This window comes from Streptomyces sp. NPDC059679, assembly GCF_042734105.1.
GTDB lineage: Bacteria > Actinomycetota > Actinomycetes > Streptomycetales > Streptomycetaceae > Streptomyces.
Map to the genome: position 1 here is coordinate 20,480 of NZ_JBHWES010000094.1, position 18,252 is coordinate 38,731.

Below are 18,252 nucleotides of genomic sequence, written 5' to 3' on the forward strand. Positions count from 1 at the left end.
ACCGGCCATACAACCACGACAACAATCAATTGGAGAATCCGAAATGCCTGCAGTCCTCGTCCATGGTGTACCTGATACCCACCGACTTTGGGACACCGTCCGTTCCCATCTTCAACGCGAAGATATTGTGACGATCGATCTCCCCGGGTTTGGCGTACCCCTACCAGAGGGATTCACGTCGACGAAAGAAGAGTATCTCGATTGGCTGATCGAGAAGATCGAAGAAATCGGCGAGCCCGTCGACCTGGTCGGTCATGATTGGGGGTCTCTGCTCACGGGCCGTCTCGCGTCTGTCCGGCCAGATCTGGTGCGGACCTGGACAGGCATCAGCGGACCGATCGATCCGGAGTATCCGTGGCACTATCTTGCCAAGATCTGGCAGACGCCAGGCGAGGGCGAGCAATGGATGGCGGACCTCGACCTCGAGGAGTTCGCAGCAAGTCTCAACGAGGCGCAGATGCCGCGCGACGCGGCAGACGAAGCGGTCCGGCATATCGATGCCACTATGAGGGCAAGCATTCTCGCCCTTTACCGTTCGGCGATCGAGGTCGGGGCGGAGTGGAAGCCAGGTCTGAGCAAGGTGACCGCACCAGCGCTAGTGATCTGGGGCCTGGACGATCCGTTTCTTCCTCACCGCTTCGCCGACGAGCTCGGTAATGCCACAGGCGCACGTGCCGTCTTCAAGCTGCGCAGCTCGCACTGGCCGATGATAGAGCGTGCGGCCGATGTCGCGCGCGAACTCGAGGCCCACTGGGCTCACGTGTAAAACCTGCGCTTGGGTCACTCGGGCTCACCATGGCGAACGGCAATAATTGCTCGCTCGCCATGGTGAGCCCGAGTGCCCACGCATGTGTCCGGAAACGAATCATCGTGACGCAGCCCGGAGAGCGTTTCCGGGCTGCACATGGAAGGAGCATCCTCATGACGAATTCAGCACATACCCAGATCGGCGTCGGTATTATCGGGGCTAGTTCCGATCGGGGTTGGGGCGGAATTGCTCACGTCCCGGCGCTGCAGGCGCTCGACGCGTTCCAGATCCGCGCCGTCAGTACGACTCGTATGGAGAGCGCGAACGCGACCGCTCGTCGGCTGGGCGCCGATCTCGCCTTCGACACACATGAGGCTCTGGTCGTGCGACCGGAGGTCGACCTGGTGGTGGTTGCGGTCAAGGTGCCGGATCACAAGCAGATTGTTTCCGACGCGCTGGCCGCGGGCAAGATGGTTTATTGCGAATGGCCGCTCGCAAGAAACCTGTCGGAGGCCGAAACGCTGGAGGGGTTTGCCCGCGAGCGGCGGCTGCGGACGGTTGTCGGGTTGCAGGGCGGCCTGCACCCGCCGATCCTCTTCCTTCGCGACCTCATCGCGCAAGGCGTGATTGGCAAGCCGCTCAGCACGAGCATCCGAGCGCATTTGGCCGACGACATGTGGGTCGGCCGATATGACCCGCCGGTCGAGTACATGGCTCACGCAAAGAATGGCGCCACGCTTCTGACCATCATGCTCGGTCACGGGCTCGAACCGCTTGCGCGCGTGCTCGGCACGTTCGAGAGTCTGTCCGCCGTCGTCGCCAATCAGCGCGGTGACGGCGTCCGCCTCTCCGATGGCGCGTCGCTGCCGAAGGACGCGCCGGATGAGATCGTCGTCGCCGGCGTTCTCGAAGGCGGGATCGTCACTTCGCTGCACTACAGTGCCGGGCAGTCTGCCGACTCGGCGATGGTATGGGAGATCCAGGGCACCGAGGGCAGTGTGCGTGTGGAGTCGGCGTCGGGCTACATCCATTTCACCGATTTCACCATCACGCTGCGCCGCGGCAGCGAGCCCGTCCAAGTGCTACAGGTCCCCCCCGCCTATGCGGCTCCTGACCTGCAACTCGACGCACCCGCAGCGGGGGTCGCCCGCCTCTACGCCCAGTTCGCCGCCGACCTCCGCGACGGAACCGCCGATGCGCCGGATTTCGCGGTCGCACTCGATCGCCACCGGGTACTCGAGGCGATCACACGGGCCGCTGAAACAGGTCATCGGCAGCATCTGTCCCGCCCCGACCGAACGAACTCCCCTCTTTGAACCCGGGAGAGGCACTGCCGCAGGACCCGAGGTGGTGCGCGGATCATCGCCGCGGTCGACAAGGGGACTCCTGGGACGGCTGGTCGCCCGGTGCCCGTCCCGGGTTCCGCATGCGACCCCACCACCGAGTCAACCGTGCCGGAGATCGCGGACAAGGCGTGGACCAGGTGCCGCAAGACGGCGCGGTCCGCCCTGTCGGCGTACACCTGAACTTCCCCACCCGCGTACGGATGAACGTGGCCAGTTCCTGAGGTGATGAGGAGCATTGGTCGGCACTCTGCTGCGTAGTCGGTGTGTGGCGGCAGGGGGTGGTCGGCGATGGTCTTGGATCCGCGTCGGTGGTCGGAACTGCGGCGGTTTCGTGGGCTGTTGGAGTCCGGGGCGATGAGCCTGTCGGAGATCGCCCGGGAGACGGGGCTGGATCGCAAGACGGTCCGTAAGTACCTCGCGGGCCCGGCGACACCACCGCGCCGCTCGGCCAGTGGCCAGGTGGTGCCCAGGAAGATCGACGAGTTCGCGCCGCTGGTCGACGCGATGCTGCGGGCCGAGATCCTGATGAAGGCGTCGGTGATCCACGAGCGGTTGGCCGCGGAGTACGGGTTCACCGGCAACTATCAGCGGGTCAAGCTCTACGTTCATCAGGCACGCCCGAGGATCGCCGAGGAACTCGGCATCACACCGAAGCAGTTGGCGGGCCTGCACCGGCGCTTCGAGGTCGTCCCAGGTGCTCAGGCCCAGGTCGACTGGGGTGACGAGGGCAAGGTCCTCGCTCACGTCGGCATCCCCAAGGTCTACTCGTTTCACATGGTGCTGTCGTATTCGCGCGATCCGTTCTGCTGCTTCACCACCGGCCAGGACCTGCAGACCTTTTTCGACTGCCATCGCCGCGCGTTTGCGCACTTCGGCGGGGTGCCGATGACGATCGTCTACGACCGGACCAAGACCGTCGTGCGTCGGCACGTCGCCCCGGGCGAGGCGGTGCCGCTGCATCCGGAGGCGGTCGGTTTCGCCGGGCACTACGACTTCGACATCGACGTCCTGGCCGCCTATCGGCCCACCGGCAAAGGGCGGGTTGAACGCCAGGTTCTCATCGTTCGCGATCATGTGTTGTCCGGGCGGGCGTTCTCCTCGCTGGAGGAGATGGATGCCGGGTTCGCCGCCTGGGTGCCCAGGCGGCGGGACCAGATCCACAAGACGCATCGGGAAGTCATCGGCATTCGGGCCGCCCGCGACCACGCGGCCCTCAAACCGCTGCCGCCGACTCCGTACTTGGTGGCCGAGCGGCATCTGCGGCCGGTCGGCAAGGACTGCCTGGTCGCGTTTGGCGGGAACCTCTACTCGGTGCCCGCCAGCAAGGTCCGCCCACGTCAGCTGGTCGAGGTCCGGGCGACGAAGTCCCAGGTCATGCTGCATTCGACCGTCCCCGATGCCAGCGGCGAGACGTTGCTGTCCGCCCATCCGCGGGCGGTCGGCCGCGGCGTCGTCGTCAAGGAAGACGAGCACTGGGACGGCCTGCCGGCCGGCAAGAACCGCCGCACCACGACGGGCGACGTGACACCGCCACCGCGTCGCGAGCCGTCTACGGGCGGCCAAGACGGGCCATTGCAGGCCTTGTTGAACCGAGCCGCGGCCACCCGTGTTGAGGTCGGGCGGCGGCCATTGTCGGTCTATGACGAACTGACCGGGACCCGGCCCTTCACCACCAACTCCCCGACGAAGGAGTCGTCTTGAGCGAGCTGACCGGCAACCGCATCCGCACCACGGCCGGCAAGCTCGGCCTGCCCCATCTGGCAGAGACCATCAACGAGTACACCCGCCGGGCCGACGAGGCGAAGATGGGCTACCTCGACTTCCTCGACCTGGTCCTCTCCGAAGAGCTGGCCGTCCGCGACGACCGGCGCTTCCGCCAGGGCCTGCGGCTGTCCAAGCTGCCGCACCACAAGACGCTGGACGAGTACGACTTCTCCTTCCAGCCCGAGCTCGATCCGCGCGAGGTCAAAGACCTCGCCAGCCTCTCCTTCGTCGACGGCAAGGCGAACGCCGCACTGCTGGGGCCGCCCGGGGTGGGCAAGACGCACATCGCCGTCGCTCTCGCGGTCGCGGCCTGCCGGGCCGGCTACTCGATCTACTTCACCAGCCTCGACGACATGGTCCGCAACCTGAAAGCCGCCGAGTCAGCCGGGCGTCTGGTCAACAAACTTGGCACCTACCTGCGGCCGAGCGTCCTCGTGGTCGACGAAGTGGGCTACCAGCCCCTCGAACGCACAGAGGCGAACCTGGTCTTCCAGGTCATCTCCAAGCGTTACGAGAAGGGCTCCATCATCCTGACCTCGAACAAGACCTTCAGCGAATAGGGCCAGGTCTTCGGCGACGAGGTCCTCGCCACCGCGATCCTCGACCGGCTCCTGCACCACTGCGAAGTGATCGCGATCAACGGCCCGAGCTACCGGCTCAAGAACCGCCTCCAGGCCATCGAGCGAGAGACCGAAGTGGCCTGACAACTGGGGACGTTCGCCCGTACGCGACCGGGGAGAAAAGTCTGTACGCCGACACGCCCGGGGGCCGCGTCATCGCGTCGGTCCCTTGCGCGCGGTCGAGGTGGCGGCATAGAGCCAACGGCGCAGGACGAGGGTCACAGCCGGCATCATCAGATACGTCATCAACGTACTGAACAGCAGCGCGAGCATCAGCACCCGCGCCACAAGCGGCCAAGCACGGAGCGCCGGCCCCAGAAGACCGTTGCCGATCAGGGAGATCGGGAGTACGGCCGCGAAGGCGGCGAGCGCCATCTTCCACCGAGGCGGCGCCGTCGTGGGCGTGTCGTGCGCAGTGGTGAACAGGGTCTCCATTCCGGAGAGTTCGCGACGCGCCACCTCGCTCTGATGATGGCCCTCGCAGTGGTCGAACAGTGCGGCCCGCTCAGGTGACGTCGTCCAGTGCCGTGCGGACTCCTGGTCGCGGAACCGGTGGATCAGAACCCATGGCCCGGCGGCCGTGGCAGGCCGGAACAACCCGTCCCCCAGGTGTCCGGGAAACGCTGAGGCGGTGTCGGTCACCCGCCCGAACCACTCCCGGAAGTCCTGCTCGTAGCCGGGTTCCACAGCGCGTGCGGTCAGCAGGGTGACGTCGGCCGGGCCGACGTCGTCCGTCTCGGTCATCGATTCTCACTCCGCCGTCGAGAGCTGTCAGAGCTGCGGTGCCACATGCACGAGGTGCTTGGTCTCCTGGAATTCCTCGATCCCGCGGATGCCGTTCAGGCGGCCCACTCCCGACTGCTTGAAGCCGCCTTCCTCGAACTGGTCGTGGATCATGGCCCAGGTGTTGGTCCAGACGGTCCCGGCCCGCAGTTCGCGGCCGACGCGCAGGGGGCGGTCGACATCACGGGTCCAGATGCTCGCGGCCAGGCCGAACTCGGTGGCGTTGGCACGCGCCACGGCATCGGCCTCGGAGTCGAACACCTCGAAGGTGGCGACCGGCCCGAACACTTCGCGCTGCACGATCGGCGAGGACACGTCGGCGACCTCGATCAGGGACGGGCCGAGGAGCGCCCGATCCCGCTTGCCCCGCACGAGGACGGTGGCGTAGTCGGCCGCGGCGGCCACGGTCTGTTCGACCCGTTGGGCGTTTCCTTCGTCGATCATGGCGCCCATCTCGCTGGCGGGGTCGTCGCCGGACCCGACCCGGACCGTCTCGAGGGCGGCGACGAGCCGCCGCCGGAGTTCGTCGGCCACGCCGCGCTGGACCAGTATCCGGCTGCCCGTCATGCAGAACTGGCCCGCGAACATGGTGACGGCCTTGGTGAGCACGGGCACGACGGCGTCCAGGTCGGCGTCGTCGAAGACGAGCATCGGCGTCTTTCCGCCCAGCTCCATGGACAGCGTTTTCAGCGTCGGGGCGGCCTGTTCCATGATCACGCGGCCGACCGCGGTGGAGCCGGTGTAGCTGAGCACGTCGACGTCCGGGGAGGAGACCAGCTCCGGAGCCCCGGCGTTGCCGCTCTCGGTGAAGACGTTGAACACGCCCGGGTCCAGGCTCGGCGTGTCGGCGATGATCTCGCTCAGCACTCCGTTGACCAGGCCGGTCTGCGCCGGCATCTTCATGACCACGGTGCAGCCGGCCGCCAGGGCGGGTGCGAAGGAACGCGCCGAGAGGATGACCGGTGAGTTCCACGGCACGATCACCGCGGCGACGCCCGCGGCTTCGCGCAGGGTCATCGAGTATATGCCGGGCCGTACTTCGCCGGCCCTGCCGTGGTCGGTGAGGGCCAGCGCCGCGTGGTAGCGGAGCTTGGGGATGGTGCCTTCGACTTCGATGGCCGCCTCGGAAAGCACTTTCCCGTTCTCCCGCGCCAGGAGGGTGATCAGTTCGTCCTTGCGCTGCTCGAGCCGGTCGGCCAGTTCGTGCAGCGCTGCCGCACGCCGGTGACGGTCGCGGGACCAGGCGGTGGAGTCGAAGGCCCTTCGGGCCGCGGCCACGGCGGCCCTCGCCTCCCGCGCACCGCCGTCGGCGAAGATGCCGAGCAGGCCGTTGGTCGCGGGGCTGCGGGACTCGCCGCGGGAGCCGGAGTCCTGCCACTGCCCGTCGATGTAGTGGCGCGCGTGGGGCAGGGTTTCGGACTTGGGCATGAGGTGACCTCTCGTCATGCGTCGCACGGCGTTTCGCCGCGGGTCCGCGGGGACAACGTCAGCGACGCTACAAATCAGGGCCGGTGAGCGAATCGGGCGGGCAATCCGTCGTTTCCGCCGGAGGCGTCGCGCGCCCGCTCCGCCGCGGCCTCCCTGCGCTCACGGCAGCTCGCAACCGGCGTGGAGGTGGCTCAGCTCGGTTCGGGTGTTGATGCCGAGCTTGGCGAACACGTTCCCGAGGTGGTGGCCCACGGTGCGGTGGCTCTGCTCACGACGGGGTGGCGGAAACCGACGCGGTTGCCCGCCACGTGGAGCAGGCCCGCGTTGGTCACTTCCTCCCAGACGGCGTCACCGGCACCCGACGCACGTCCGGCCCGCTGCACCGTGAGCCGGTCGCCGTGCTCCTCGGCCGCCGCGAGCACGGTCAGCAACTGCGCCGGAGGGCTCAGGGCCTCGATCCCGGCACGGAAAGCCCGCTGCAGGCACGGCCCGACGGGCGGTCGTCCTCGCTTCCGGCGATGCTCGGCGTCGTCGAGGTCGCCCCCGAGCGTGGCCAGTTCGTGCAGCGCCAAGGGGTTGCCCCCGGCCTCCCGGACCATGTTCCGCGTCGTCGCCTCGTCGGTGAGCGGCGCCACGGCCGCCACAAGCTGCCGCGCGCTCTCGTCGCTCAGGCCGTCGACCCGCACGTCGGCCACGCCTTCCCAGGGCCGGGCGGCCGGATCGCTGTGATCGGCGAGCACGACGACCACGGGATGCGCTCCCACGCGTCGAGCGACGAACCCCAGGCACAGCGCGGTGGCCTCGTCGAGCCACTGCCCGTCGTCCACCACGACGAGCACGGGCTGCCGCTCGGCGAGTCCGCGGAGCAGCGACAGCACGGCCGCCCCGACCACCAGGCGGTCCGTCGGCTCACCGCTCAGCCCGAGCGCGGTACGCACAGCGGCGGCCTGGGCCGTCGCCAGCAGCTCGACACGATCGGCCAGCGGTCGCAGCAGCCCGTGCAGCCCCGCGAAAGCCAGGTCCGACTCGGGCCGGGTGGCCGAGTGGCTCAGCCGGACGAAGTCCGCGGCCTGGCCGTACACGTGGCGAAGCAGAGCTGACTTGCCGATACCCGGCTCGCCCCACACCACGAGCGCGCCACCGCTCCCGCCGCGGGCCTGCGAGAGCAGCCCGTCGAGAACCGCGGTCTCCTCGCGGCGTCCGAACAGCTCCATCGGCGCTGCCCCTGTCGCAGCTCCGTCACCGGGCCCGCCACGCGCGCACCGCATCACGTCACGCGTTCGGACTGGACGAGTTCGCGGGCGCGCGGCGCGACCTCGTGACCGAAGAGGTTCAGGTCGGCAGGCTCGTCCGAGGCGAGGATGAACCCGGATACGCCGTACTGCAGGGCGAGGTCGGCGATCTGTTCGGCCCAGTCGCCGGGAGTCCCCTGCAACAGGCCGCCGCCGGCGCCGGACGTGAATCGGCCGCTCAGGTTGAGCAGGCGGCTGACCGCCGCGGGCTCCCGACCGGCGGCGGAGGCGGCCTCGTCGATCTGCTCGTTCATCGCGCGCAGCGATGCCGGGCCCTCGGGCAGGAAACCCAGGGAGGGCAGCCAACCGTCGGCGATCCTGCCCGTCAGCCGGAGCATGCGCGGCTTGTGGGCACCGATGCGGATCGGGATGCGATGGGCGGGTGCCGGGCCGCGCTTGGCGCCGTTCACGGTGTAGAACTCCCCGGTGACACGGAGGGGACCGGTCTCGTCGGTGGCCCACAGCCCCCGGATCACGTCCACGGCCTCCTCCACCGCCCGCACGGCCTGGGCCGGTTCGAGCCGGCGGCCTCCCATCGCGACGATGCCGTCCCAGAACGCGCCCGCGCCGATGCCCAGTTCGACTCGCCCGCCGGTCAGCTGGTCCAGGCTCGCGGCGGCGCGGGCCAGCACGGCCGGGGGGCGCAGCGGAAGGCTCAGCACGTTGCCGCTGATCCGGATCCGTTCGGTGCGTGCGGCGACGTACGACATCAGGGTCCAGGTGTCCTGGAACGCCGACTGGTAGGGGTGGTCCTGGAAGCTGACCAGGTCGAGGCCGGCCCTCTCGGAGGTCTGGGCCAGCTCGACCGGCGCCTGAGGCGGGTGGGCGGTGGGGGTGATGAAGCTGCCGAACCACAGTTCGTGGCCGTAGTCGCTCATGGGGTGCTTCCTCCGGGGTGGTTCGCGGCGGGTGTGAGGGCGAAGTTGTCGCCGAACACGCCCTCGGGGTCGTAGACGCTCTTCAGCTCACGCAGACGCGTGAGGGTCCGTGGGGGCCAGGCCGCGGTGATCCGCTCGGGCCGGAGGCTGGACTCGAAGCTGATGTAGAGGCCGTCGAGGAAAGGGCTCAGCCGGGCCCAGGCCCGGTCGACCACCTGGTCGGCACCGCCCATCACCACCAGCGAGAAGTTCGCGTCGCGGTGGGCGTAAGCCGTGGCGTCCGCGGGAACATCGGCGACGGCGCCGCCGACCGAGCGGAGCTGGAACCATCCGATCGCGCCGCTGCGGATCATGCGAGCCGCCGCCGCGGCGAACTGCGGGGTCACGTGCCGGAGCAGACCGCTGCGTGAGACCGGTTCACCCTGGGAGACCGGTGGGTCGTCGCTCGCGTTGTCCATCACGGCCGTGTAGGAGGTGATGACGATGTCCTGGGCGTACATCGCGGAGATCGCGGCCAGTGGCTCCAGCCGGGCGCGCACGGTCTCCGGGTCCGAGGAGTCGACCATGGTGTGGCTCACCGCGAGCGCCGGTCGTCCGCCGCGCGGGGGCGGCACGATGACGAAGCTGGTGAGGTCCCGCGGTGAGTCCTCGACCGCCCGGCCCCACTCGACGAGGTAGCGCTCGAGGTCGCTTGCGTCCTGGGTGAGCCGGGCGAAGGCGACCGCGCCCACGTCGTCGGCCTCGAACTCGAAGGCAGTGACGATCCCGAAGTTCGCGCCCGCCCCTCGCACGGCCCAGAAGAGATCGGGGTTCTCCGCATCGTCGGCCCGCACGACGGAGCCGTCCGCGAGCACCATCTCCACGGCCCGCAGGCGGTCGATGGTCAGCCCGTGCCCGCGCGCGAGGTACCCGATGCCCCCGCCGTGGCGAGGCCGCCCACCCCGACGCCCCCGTAGTCGCCCGAACTCAACGCCCAGCCGTAGGGCTCCAGTGCGGCCGCCACCTCGGCCCAGCGCGCACCCGGGCCGATGCGCACCCGGCGTGTCTTCCTGTCGAGTACCTCGATCGCATTCATCAGTGACACGTCGATGACGATCCCGCCGTCATTGGTGGAGCGGCCGGAGACCCCGTGCCCGGCGCTTCGCCGAGACAGGGCCACGCCGGGATGCCGGCGGGCGAACGCGAGCGCCTGTGTCACCTGCTCGTTCGTCGCCGCCCGCAGGATGATGCCGGGCGCACCACCGCGCAGGTATCCGGACCGCAGCCGGGCGTAGGCCGGATCACCGGGCTCGACGACCTCGGCCATCTCCGGCGGAGCGCCCTCGTAGTCGATCCCCGGCCGGCGCCTGGCGCGCACGGCGGACCGCCGGACCCGCGCGCCCGCCCATCCGCGCGGAAGCACAGCGTCCGCGGCCGCCCGCAGGGCCGGGGCGACCTCGCTCGCGAAGCCTGCCGCGACGTCTCGCTCCTCGGTGTCCAGCACGATGGTGCCCACCCCGTGCTCGACGACGAGTGGCAGCAGGTCGTTCACCCAGTCCGCGGTGGTCCCGGTGAACCTGCCTGTCCGCTCGCCGAAGCCGCCGCGGATTGTGACCCGTCTGCGGATCTCGCGGGGATCACGGCCGGCCCCTCGGGCCGCCTCGTCGACTGCGCGGTTGCCCTGCGTCAGCGTGGCGGCGTCGCACCCCGTCGACCACTCGTCAGCCCGCAGTCCGACCAGCCGGAGCAGGTCTTGGTCCTGGCCGTCCACGGAGATCGGTACGTCGTGCGCGGGCGCGGCCTTCTCAGCTCCCGCGAGACGGTAGAAACGGCCGGTGAACCGGCCGAGGCCACGGTCGAGGACATTCCACAGCTCGCGAACGACGGCGATGGCCTCACCCAGTGCCGCGACCGAATCGGCTGTCCCGGGCGCGGCGGCTGACGGGCCCGCTCGGAAAGCCAGTTCGACCCTGCCTTCGGTGAGCCGATCCAGGCTTGCGACGGCTCGTGCGAGCATCGCCGGATGGAGGGTGGCGGGGCGTGCCTCCAGCACCAGTCCGAGAGAGACCGTCGCCCCGGCGATCCAGGACGCCACAGTCGACGGTTCGAGATCGTCGCCGGCGGTTCCGGCCGGGACGACCAGCAAGTCCAGTCCCCACTGCTCGGCCGGGCCCGCCACTGCGGCCAACCGGCCGGGCCCGCAGTCGGCGTCAGAGGGCAGATGCAGCCCGAACCTCAGCGCGTGCCCGTAGTTCATAGCGCGTGGTGACAGGCCGAGTGTGCGTTCATGGACCAAGGCTGCACGGCGATGATCACAGGCAACAAGCGGGACATGACCAGGTCATCAAAAGTGATACGCTCCAGTATCATGACCGTATGACCGGTCCTCGACAGCCCGATGATTCCTCCGCCACCGCGGGCCAGAGCCGCCCGGAAGCGGGCTACGAACACATCGACGACGACGTGTGCCGCAGTTTTCAGCGCTCGGTCGAGATCGTGGGCAAGAAGTGGAGCGCCGCGGTGCTCCTGGCGGCGATGCGGGGCGCGCGCCGATTCGTCGACTACCGAGCGCGGATCCCCGGAATCTCGAACCACCTCCTGTCCCAGCGTCTGCGTGAGCTCGAGGGTCACCGCCTCATTGAGCGGCTCGTGGTACCGACGACGCCGGTCCAGATCACGTACCGGCCCACCGAACAGGGCGCCAGCCTGATGCGTGTCCTGCATCCGCTGATCGAATGGAGCGCCAAGAACGAGGACATGGACACCTGACGAGCTGTTCGCAGGCCGCCCACGCACCCGATCCGTCGCGTACCGGGACCGGTGATAGCGCGGGCAGCCGCTCGCGGTGTGGCTTCAGCGGTGCGGGAACAGGAACGGGTTACGAGACCAGGACGATCTTTCCCGTGGTGTGGCCGGCCATGATCTCGCGGTGGGCAGTGGCGACCTCGCGGCAGGGGGTAGCTGTCCGCGATCACGATGCGCAGGCGGCCTGCTGTCGCGGCTTCCGTGAGCTGCAGGCGAGCGGCTCGGTGGATCTCGGTGCCGGGATCCGCGCCCGGCACACCACCCATGACGTCCATCGCCTCCTCGGTGCCCACGAGATCGGCGGCCGCTTGCACGCCCTCCGGCGCCACCGCGCGCACCCTGTCCGCCAGTCCCGGACCGTAGACGACCGGGATCGCTCCCAGCTCTCGCAGGAGGTCGTGCTTGACTCGGCTCGCCGTGGCCACGACCGTCGCGCCGCGTGCCACCGCGTGCCACCGCGTGCCACCGCGAGCTGCACGGCTACCAGACCGACGCCCCCCGCGGCACCGGCTACTTCTACAGCGCCTGGCTCACCTACGCCGACGAGGACGGTACGTTCCCGGACGCCGAGGCCTTGGGGGCCTTCTCTACCAGCCGGACGCCGCCTACGGCTTCAGCAAGGGCTGGCGGTTCGAGCTGGAGCAGGCTGATGTCTTCCACATCGTGGCCACCACCCGCCACGACACGGTCGTTACGCGCTGGTCCATCGACCATCCCGTCCACGACCTGTTTCCCGGCCATTCGCGGCAGAAGTGGAAACGCCGCTCCTGCGGTGAAGGAGCCCACGGCCGGCGCTTCTACGACTGGGCCCGCGTCGAAGTCCGGCCCTGGCACCGCGAGGACCGCCGGCACTGGGTTCTCGCCCGCCGCAGCGTCAGCAGACCCGAGGAGATCTCCTACTACATCGCCTACTGCGCCGCCGGCACCACACTGGACGAGCTCATCCGCATCGCGGGCAGCCGCTGGGCGGTGCTTCCAGACCGCCAAGCAGGAGTCCGGCCTGGACGACTACCAGGTCCGCCGCTATCCCGGCTGGCACCGACACATGTGGGCATGAGTCGTCCGGGTCCGAAGATTCCGCCGTTGTCAGTGACTGATGCCCAGCGGGCCGCGCTGGAGGGCTGGGTGCGTCGTCGCACGACGGCCCAGGCTCTGGCCCAGCGGTCGCGGATCGTGCTGGAGTGCGCCCAGGGGCACTCGATCATGGAGGTGTCCCGTCGGCTGCGGGTCACTCCGGACACGGTCCGCACGTGGCGGCGACGCTTTCTCGAACGCGGTCTGGACGGCTTGTGCGACGACCCGCGCCCGGGCGTCCCGCGCAAGATCACCGATGCGGACGTCGAGCGGGTCATCGTCAAGACGCTCGAGGAAACCCCGAAGAACGCCACCCACTGGTCGACCAGGTCGATGGCGGCCGCCACGGGGATGTCGCAGTCGACGATCTCGCGGATCTGGCGGGCGTTCGCCCTGGCTCCGCACCGCTCACAGACGTTCAAGCTCTCCGCCGACCCGCTGTTCATCGACAAGGTCCGCGACGTTGTCGGCCTCTACCTCGACCCGCCGGAGAAGGCCCTGGTCCTCTGCGTGGACGAGAAGTCGCAGATCCAGGCCCTGGACCGCTCCCAGCCGGTGCTGCCGATGATGCCCGGCGTTCCTGAACGCCGCAGCCATGACTATGTCCGAGCCGGCACCACCACTCTGTTCGCCGCCCTGGAAGTAGCGACCGGCAAGGTCATCGGCTCGCTTCACCGCCGCCACCGGGCCGCCGAGTTCAAGAAGTTCCTCACCAAACTCGACAAGGAAGTACCGGCCGGCCACCAGGTCCACCTGATCCTCGACAACTACGCGACCCACAAGACACCCGACATCAAGAAGTGGCTGCTGGCTCACCCGCGGTTCCACCTGCACTTCACCCCGACCAGCGCGTCCTGGCTGAACCTGGTCGAGCGGTGGTTCGCCGAGCTGACCCAGAAGAAGCTCAAGCGCGGCGTCCACCGCTCCGTCCAGGCCCTCGAGCGCGACATCCGGACCTGGCTCGCCGACTGGAACGAACACCCCAGGCCCTTCGTCTGGACAAAGACCGCCGACGAGATCCTCGACAAAGTCGCCGCCTACTGCCGACGAATCTCTGACTCAGATCACTAGCCGTCGCGACCGAGCCGGAATCATCTCCGTCCGGCGATGCCGGTGGCCGCCAAGTCGCGCCGTGAGCAGAGCCCCAGTTTGGCGAACACGTTGGATAGGTGATGCCCGACGGTGCGGTCGCTGATCCGCAGACGGGCCCCGATCTCCCGGTTGGTCAGATCGCCGGCGGCAAGCTGGGCCACCCGGCGTTCCTGTGCCGTCAGCGTGGCCATGCCCGTGCCGGCGGCAGTGGCACGGCGTGCGGGCGCCATGATCAGACGCTGCTCACGCCGGGCCCGCTCGAGCATCGGGCGCGCTCCCAGTGCGTGGAACGTCTCGGCAGCGGCGTCGAGCTGCTGGCGGGCGTCTCGGCGCCGCCGCTGTCGCCGCAACCACTCGCCGTAGAGCAGGCGGGCCCGTGCGTGATCGAACGGGCGCCGGGACGCACCGGGCACGTCCAGCGCCGCCCGGTAGGACCGTTCGGCGGCGGGTTCGTCCAGCAGTGCGCGTGCCAGGTGCGCTGTGAATCTCGCCCAGTGCGCGCCGGTGCGCCGTACCCAGGCGTCGAGCGCCTCGGCGCGGCGCTGGCCGATCTCCGGCCGCCGCGCGTGCACGGCGGCCTCGATCGTGTCCAGGCTTGCCAGCAGAGCGACGATCGGATGTGCTGCCTCGTGCCCGTGCTCGTCCAAGCGGGCGAGCAGGTCGAGTGCAGCATCGGCGCGACCGGCCGCCAGAGCGGCCATTCCACGGTTCCAGTGGGCCGAGGCGCTGACCGCACGGTCGCGGCGCGGCCCGGCCAGCTGCAGGGTCCGAACGGTCAGATGGTCGACGCTGCGGCCGTCACCGCGGGCGGCGGCGAGCCACCCGAGGCAGTTCCGGCACTCCGCAGCGATGTGCTCGGCACCGATCCGCTCGGCCGACGCGAGCCCCTCGGCCGCGGCGTCCTCCGCAGCGCCCCACCGGCCCGCGGCGATGTCGAGTCGCGCGATCCGAGCCAGCGCCGCAGCAAGCGAGGTGCCATCGGCGTGACGGCGGTGCCTGCGGACAAGGGCGTGCACGGCATCGGCGAGTGGCTCGTCGAGGCCCCACACCAGACCGAGCGGCGACGCCGGGAGCAGCTGCGACTCCACCCGGGAGATGTGCGCCATGACGTCACCGAGTTCCGCCGACGACGCTGCCCGTGCCGGGTCCGTCGCTGGCCCCCACCACGTCCGGACGATCGGGAGGACCTCGGGCAGCCCAGGGGCCGTCAGCCCCGCGAGACGAGTGAGGGTCTCGCCGACGAGGTCGTCGCGGGCCGCAGACCATCCCGCGTGCAGGGCAGCGGCGCCGAGCTCCACTCCCATGCGCGGATCATCGAACGCGGCGATGTCGCGACTGATCGATCGGTGGGCTCGTTCCAGAGACCCCTCGGCGAGTTCGAGTACCCCGCGCAGGCCGCGGCTGGCGCGGGTGGCCAGGACCTCGTCGGTCAGGCTCCGGGCATCGGCCAGCAACCGACGCGCCATCGTGGCGTCGCCGCCGTGCCAGGCGGCCACGGCCGCGCCGGCGAGCCTGCGGGTCGCAGCGGCCGGGTCGGCGGACAGCTCGGCGGCCCGCCGCAGGATCGGTACCGCGCCGGCGCCCGAGGGCACCGTCTGCTCGAGCAGCCTGGCGATCTCCTCGTCGACGTCGTGAACGGTCGCGGCCCGGTGCCAGACATGCCCGCGACTGCCCGGGGGAAGCGCGGCGGCCAGGGTCCGGTGGGCGTTCCTGCGCTCAGACGGGGAGGCGCTCGCGTAGACAGCGGCCCGGACCACCGGGTGCCGTAGCGCAGGCCGGTCGGGCGTCCCGGCGAGCAGACCCGACCAGACCGTCTCCTCCCAGACCGGCCCCTCGGCGGCGCGGGAACGTGCTGACCGTGCGAGCGTGAGCTGATCACCGTCGGCACGAGCCGCGGCCATGAGCACGACGAACTCGCGTGCCGGGGTCGGCAAGGTCTGCAGGCGCTCGGCGAAGGCCTTACGCAACCGGGGCCCCACGGGCACCGTGCCGACGGCAAGATCGTCGATTGGCACAGGCAGCTCGTGCAGTGCCAGCGGGTTGCCCCCACCTGCTTTCACCGCGCGGGTGACCTCGGGGCCGTCGAGGCCGGGGTGGGCGGCGCCGACCAGTTGGGCGGCGTGGTCGTCAGCGAGAGGACTCACCGCGAGCGGATCGACCCCCTCCCACGATCCGCCGGCAGGCGCGTCGTGGCCGGCGACCAGGACCACCACCGGATCGGTCCCCACCCGCCGGGCGACGAATCCGAGCACGAACTCGGTCTCCGCGTCGAGCCGGTGTGCGTCGTCCACGACGATCAGGAGCGGGCGGTCGACTGCCATCGCCGACAACAGGGACAGGACCGCCACGGCGGTGAGCGACCGGCCCGCTGCGGTGACCTCGCCCGCGAGCACGCCTCGCAACGCTGCCGCCTGGGACACCGGAAGAGTCGCGATCAGGTGCTCGACCGGCCGGAGCAGCGTGTCCAGGCCGGCGAAGGGGGTCCCGGACTCGCACCGTGCGGGCTGTACCGCCAGCGGGGCGAAATCGGGAGACGCCGCGGTGACGTGGTCGAGAAGTGCGGTCTTGCCGATGCCCGGCTCACCCCAGAGCACCAGGGCGCCACCGGTGCCACGGCGGGCTCGGTCGAGCACCTCGGTCACGGCAGCGACCTCTGCCTGTCGTCCAACGAGCGGAGCCGGAGCACCGGTTGCCCTCATCGCGTCCCCTCAGCCGTGACCATCTTCCGGCCCCAGAGGCCCGTGCCGTACCGTCCGAGGCCGGCGGGATCGTCCGACGCCCCGACGAGGACGACGACCCCGTGCACGAGCGCGATGCCGGTGAGCCCCGCTCGGATCCTGATGAGCGCATCCTCGGGCCCCTGCTGTGGCAGTGCCACCCCACCGAGCCGGGTCCCGTTCGGTGGTGCCGACCTGTCTGCAAATGGTGTGCGCATGCTCAGCGGCCTGCCGCAGGTGCTTCTAGGCCCGCAGACCACGGGCCCGAGTACCTTGACCGATGGCCCCGCCGCCACGGTTAGGGTCGGGTCCCGTTCGTCGATCGCCGACGACGAGCTTGCCCATCGAGCACGCCGAACCGCTGCCACGGCACGGGCAGCGTATGGACGAGGCGCTCGCCGCGGGCGCACGCCGAGGTCGGCGCCGCGGGGCGAGGCGCCGGTGGCCGTGGTCATGGCGACTCCTCCGAACCGGGGCGGACGCCCTTAGGGAGTGGGTCTCCCAGGAAGGCGAGCAGGGCGGCGTTGACCTCGTCGGCGTGAGTCCACAGCAGCCCGTGCGGGGCGCCGTCGATCTCCACGTACTGCGCATCGGGCAGGGCCCGGCGGAAGCGGTGGGCCGTGACTTCGATGGGGAGGATCCGATCGGCGGTGCCGTGCAGGATCAGGGCCGGCGCGCCGCTGGCCCGGACGGCCTCGACGTCGGCGCGGAAGTCCTCGATCCACGAGGAGACGACGGCATGGGCGGCCACGGGGGCGCTGGAGATGGCGACGTTCCAGCTGGCTGTAACCGCCTCCTGGCCAATGCGGTTGCCCAGGTTCTCGTCGAGGTTGTAGAAGTTGGAGAAGAACCGCTCGTACCAGGCGTAGCGGTCGCCCTTGGCCGCGGCCTCGATGCCGTCGAAGACGTCCTGGGGCACGCCGTCTGGGTTGTCGTTCCGAGCCACGAGGAAGGGCTCCAGGGAGGCCAGGAAGGCGAGCTTCACGACCCGCTGGTGGCCGTATCGAGCGACGTAGCGGGCGAGTTCGCCGGTGCCCATCGAGAACCCGACGAGGACGACATCGCGCAGGTCCAGGGTCTCCAGCAGGGCATTCAGATCGGCGGCGAAGGTGTCGTAGTCGTAGCCGGTGCCGACCTTCGACGAGCGGCCGAAGCCGCGGCGGTCGTAGGTGATGACGCGGTAGCCGGCGGAGAGCAGCTCGCGCGTCTGGCGCTCCCAGCTGTGGCCGTTGAGCGGGTAGCCGTGGATGAGGACGACGGGCTGACCCGCGCCTTGGTCCTCGTAGTAGAGCTCGACCGGCGCGCTGTTCTCGTTCCCGATGGTTACGTGTCCCATGATCTTTCCTTTCCGAGGGTGGTGTGCCTGCTATTGACCGACGAGCCGCCGTACCGCGATCGTTGTCGCCTCGGCGATGGTGGCGTTGCCGGCCGTGGACTCCGGGTCGGCCGGGTCGGCGTAGACGGCGAGACCAGCGGCGCGCGTCCCGGGGCAGCACGATCCCGACGTCGTTGCGCTCGCCCTGTGCTCCGGTCCCGGTCCTCTCCCCGATCAGCCACCCGGCTGGCACGCCGGCCCGGAGTTGGCGGGGTCTCCAGGCCACGGCTGTTCCATTCAGGTGTCGTCGGCCCAAATGTCTTCGGCGTGGTCACGGGTGCGTGAGCCGGCGCCGGTGATCGGCCTCCGACAGCCCGCCCCACCGCCGTGCAGCTCCCGGTGGGCCAGGGC

13 protein-coding genes and 2 pseudogenes are annotated in these 18,252 nt (G+C 69.9%); 7 read left to right on the top strand and 8 right to left on the bottom strand.

The annotated features are described in order from the left end of the window. The first annotated feature begins 43 nt into the window (after positions 1–43). The 4 genes and pseudogenes from ACFV2X_RS50385 (at position 44) to istB (ending at position 4,562) form a co-directional block, all read left to right on the top strand. Positions 44–766 (top strand): alpha/beta fold hydrolase, encoded by a 723-nt coding sequence (locus ACFV2X_RS50385; RefSeq protein ID WP_385629860.1) that lies wholly within the window; start codon positions 44–46, stop codon positions 764–766. Positions 767–921: 155 nt separating this feature from the next. Then, entirely contained in the window at positions 922–2,064 is a 1,143-nt protein-coding gene (locus ACFV2X_RS50390) for a Gfo/Idh/MocA family protein (RefSeq protein WP_385629862.1), read from the top strand. A gap of 318 nt (positions 2,065–2,382) precedes the next feature. After that, on the top strand, positions 2,383–3,795 hold the full coding sequence (istA, locus tag ACFV2X_RS50395; RefSeq protein ID WP_385629865.1) for an IS21 family transposase: 1,413 nt from the start codon (positions 2,383–2,385) through the stop codon (positions 3,793–3,795). Further along, positions 3,792–4,562, top strand: a pseudogene (gene istB, locus ACFV2X_RS50400) (IS21-like element helper ATPase IstB). The gene istA and the pseudogene istB overlap by 4 nt, the downstream one beginning before the upstream one ends. A 69-nt stretch (positions 4,563–4,631) precedes the next feature. Here the strand turns inward: istB and ACFV2X_RS50405 are convergent. The 6 genes from ACFV2X_RS50405 to ACFV2X_RS50430 all read right to left on the bottom strand — a co-directional run bounded on the left by ACFV2X_RS50405 (position 4,632) and on the right by ACFV2X_RS50430 (position 11,095). Beyond that, complete coding sequence (locus ACFV2X_RS50405; protein ID WP_385629867.1) at positions 4,632–5,222, bottom strand: antibiotic biosynthesis monooxygenase; 591 nt, start codon at positions 5,220–5,222, stop codon at positions 4,632–4,634. Positions 5,223–5,249: 27 nt separating this feature from the next. Beyond that, a complete protein-coding gene (locus ACFV2X_RS50410) occupies positions 5,250–6,689 on the bottom strand; it encodes an aldehyde dehydrogenase family protein (protein ID WP_385629869.1) in 1,440 nt (479 codons plus the stop codon). Positions 6,690–6,880: 191 nt separating this feature from the next. Next, positions 6,881–7,903 carry an AAA family ATPase gene (locus ACFV2X_RS50415; RefSeq protein WP_385629870.1) on the bottom strand — a complete coding sequence of 341 codons (1,023 nt, stop codon included), beginning with the start codon at positions 7,901–7,903 and terminating at the stop codon, positions 6,881–6,883. 53 nt (positions 7,904–7,956) lie between these two features. Continuing rightward, positions 7,957–8,859 (bottom strand): LLM class flavin-dependent oxidoreductase, encoded by a 903-nt coding sequence (locus ACFV2X_RS50420; protein ID WP_385629873.1) that lies wholly within the window; start codon positions 8,857–8,859, stop codon positions 7,957–7,959. Beyond that, positions 8,856–9,722 carry an FAD-binding oxidoreductase gene (locus ACFV2X_RS50425; RefSeq protein WP_385629874.1) on the bottom strand — a complete coding sequence of 289 codons (867 nt, stop codon included), beginning with the start codon at positions 9,720–9,722 and terminating at the stop codon, positions 8,856–8,858. The genes ACFV2X_RS50420 and ACFV2X_RS50425 overlap by 4 nt, the downstream gene beginning before the upstream one ends. A gap of 20 nt (positions 9,723–9,742) precedes the next feature. Beyond that, positions 9,743–11,095, bottom strand: coding sequence for an LLM class flavin-dependent oxidoreductase (locus tag ACFV2X_RS50430; RefSeq protein WP_385629876.1), 1,353 nt, complete (start codon positions 11,093–11,095; stop codon positions 9,743–9,745). A gap of 119 nt (positions 11,096–11,214) precedes the next feature. On the opposite strand from ACFV2X_RS50430, the gene ACFV2X_RS50435 reads away from it, so the two are divergent. The 3 genes and pseudogenes from ACFV2X_RS50435 to ACFV2X_RS50445 all read left to right on the top strand — a co-directional run bounded on the left by ACFV2X_RS50435 (position 11,215) and on the right by ACFV2X_RS50445 (position 13,788). Beyond that, the gene (locus ACFV2X_RS50435) at positions 11,215–11,607 is read left to right on the top strand and encodes a helix-turn-helix domain-containing protein (protein ID WP_023536348.1); all 393 of its coding nucleotides are present in this window, start codon (positions 11,215–11,217) and stop codon (positions 11,605–11,607) included. A 633-nt stretch (positions 11,608–12,240) separates the two neighbouring features. Continuing rightward, positions 12,241–12,691, top strand: a pseudogene (locus tag ACFV2X_RS50440) (IS701 family transposase); the annotation flags it as partial. Between the two features lie 5 nt (positions 12,692–12,696). Then, positions 12,697–13,788 carry an IS630 family transposase gene (locus tag ACFV2X_RS50445; protein ID WP_385629877.1) on the top strand — a complete coding sequence of 364 codons (1,092 nt, stop codon included), beginning with the start codon at positions 12,697–12,699 and terminating at the stop codon, positions 13,786–13,788. A gap of 20 nt (positions 13,789–13,808) precedes the next feature. Here the strand turns inward: ACFV2X_RS50445 and ACFV2X_RS50450 are convergent, their stop codons facing one another. After that, positions 13,809–16,451 carry an AAA family ATPase gene (locus ACFV2X_RS50450; RefSeq protein WP_385629878.1) on the bottom strand — a complete coding sequence of 881 codons (2,643 nt, stop codon included), beginning with the start codon at positions 16,449–16,451 and terminating at the stop codon, positions 13,809–13,811. 526 nt (positions 16,452–16,977) lie between these two features. Continuing rightward, complete coding sequence (locus ACFV2X_RS50455; RefSeq protein WP_385629880.1) at positions 16,978–17,862, bottom strand: alpha/beta fold hydrolase; 885 nt, start codon at positions 17,860–17,862, stop codon at positions 16,978–16,980. Between the last annotated feature and the right edge of the window lie 390 nt (positions 17,863–18,252).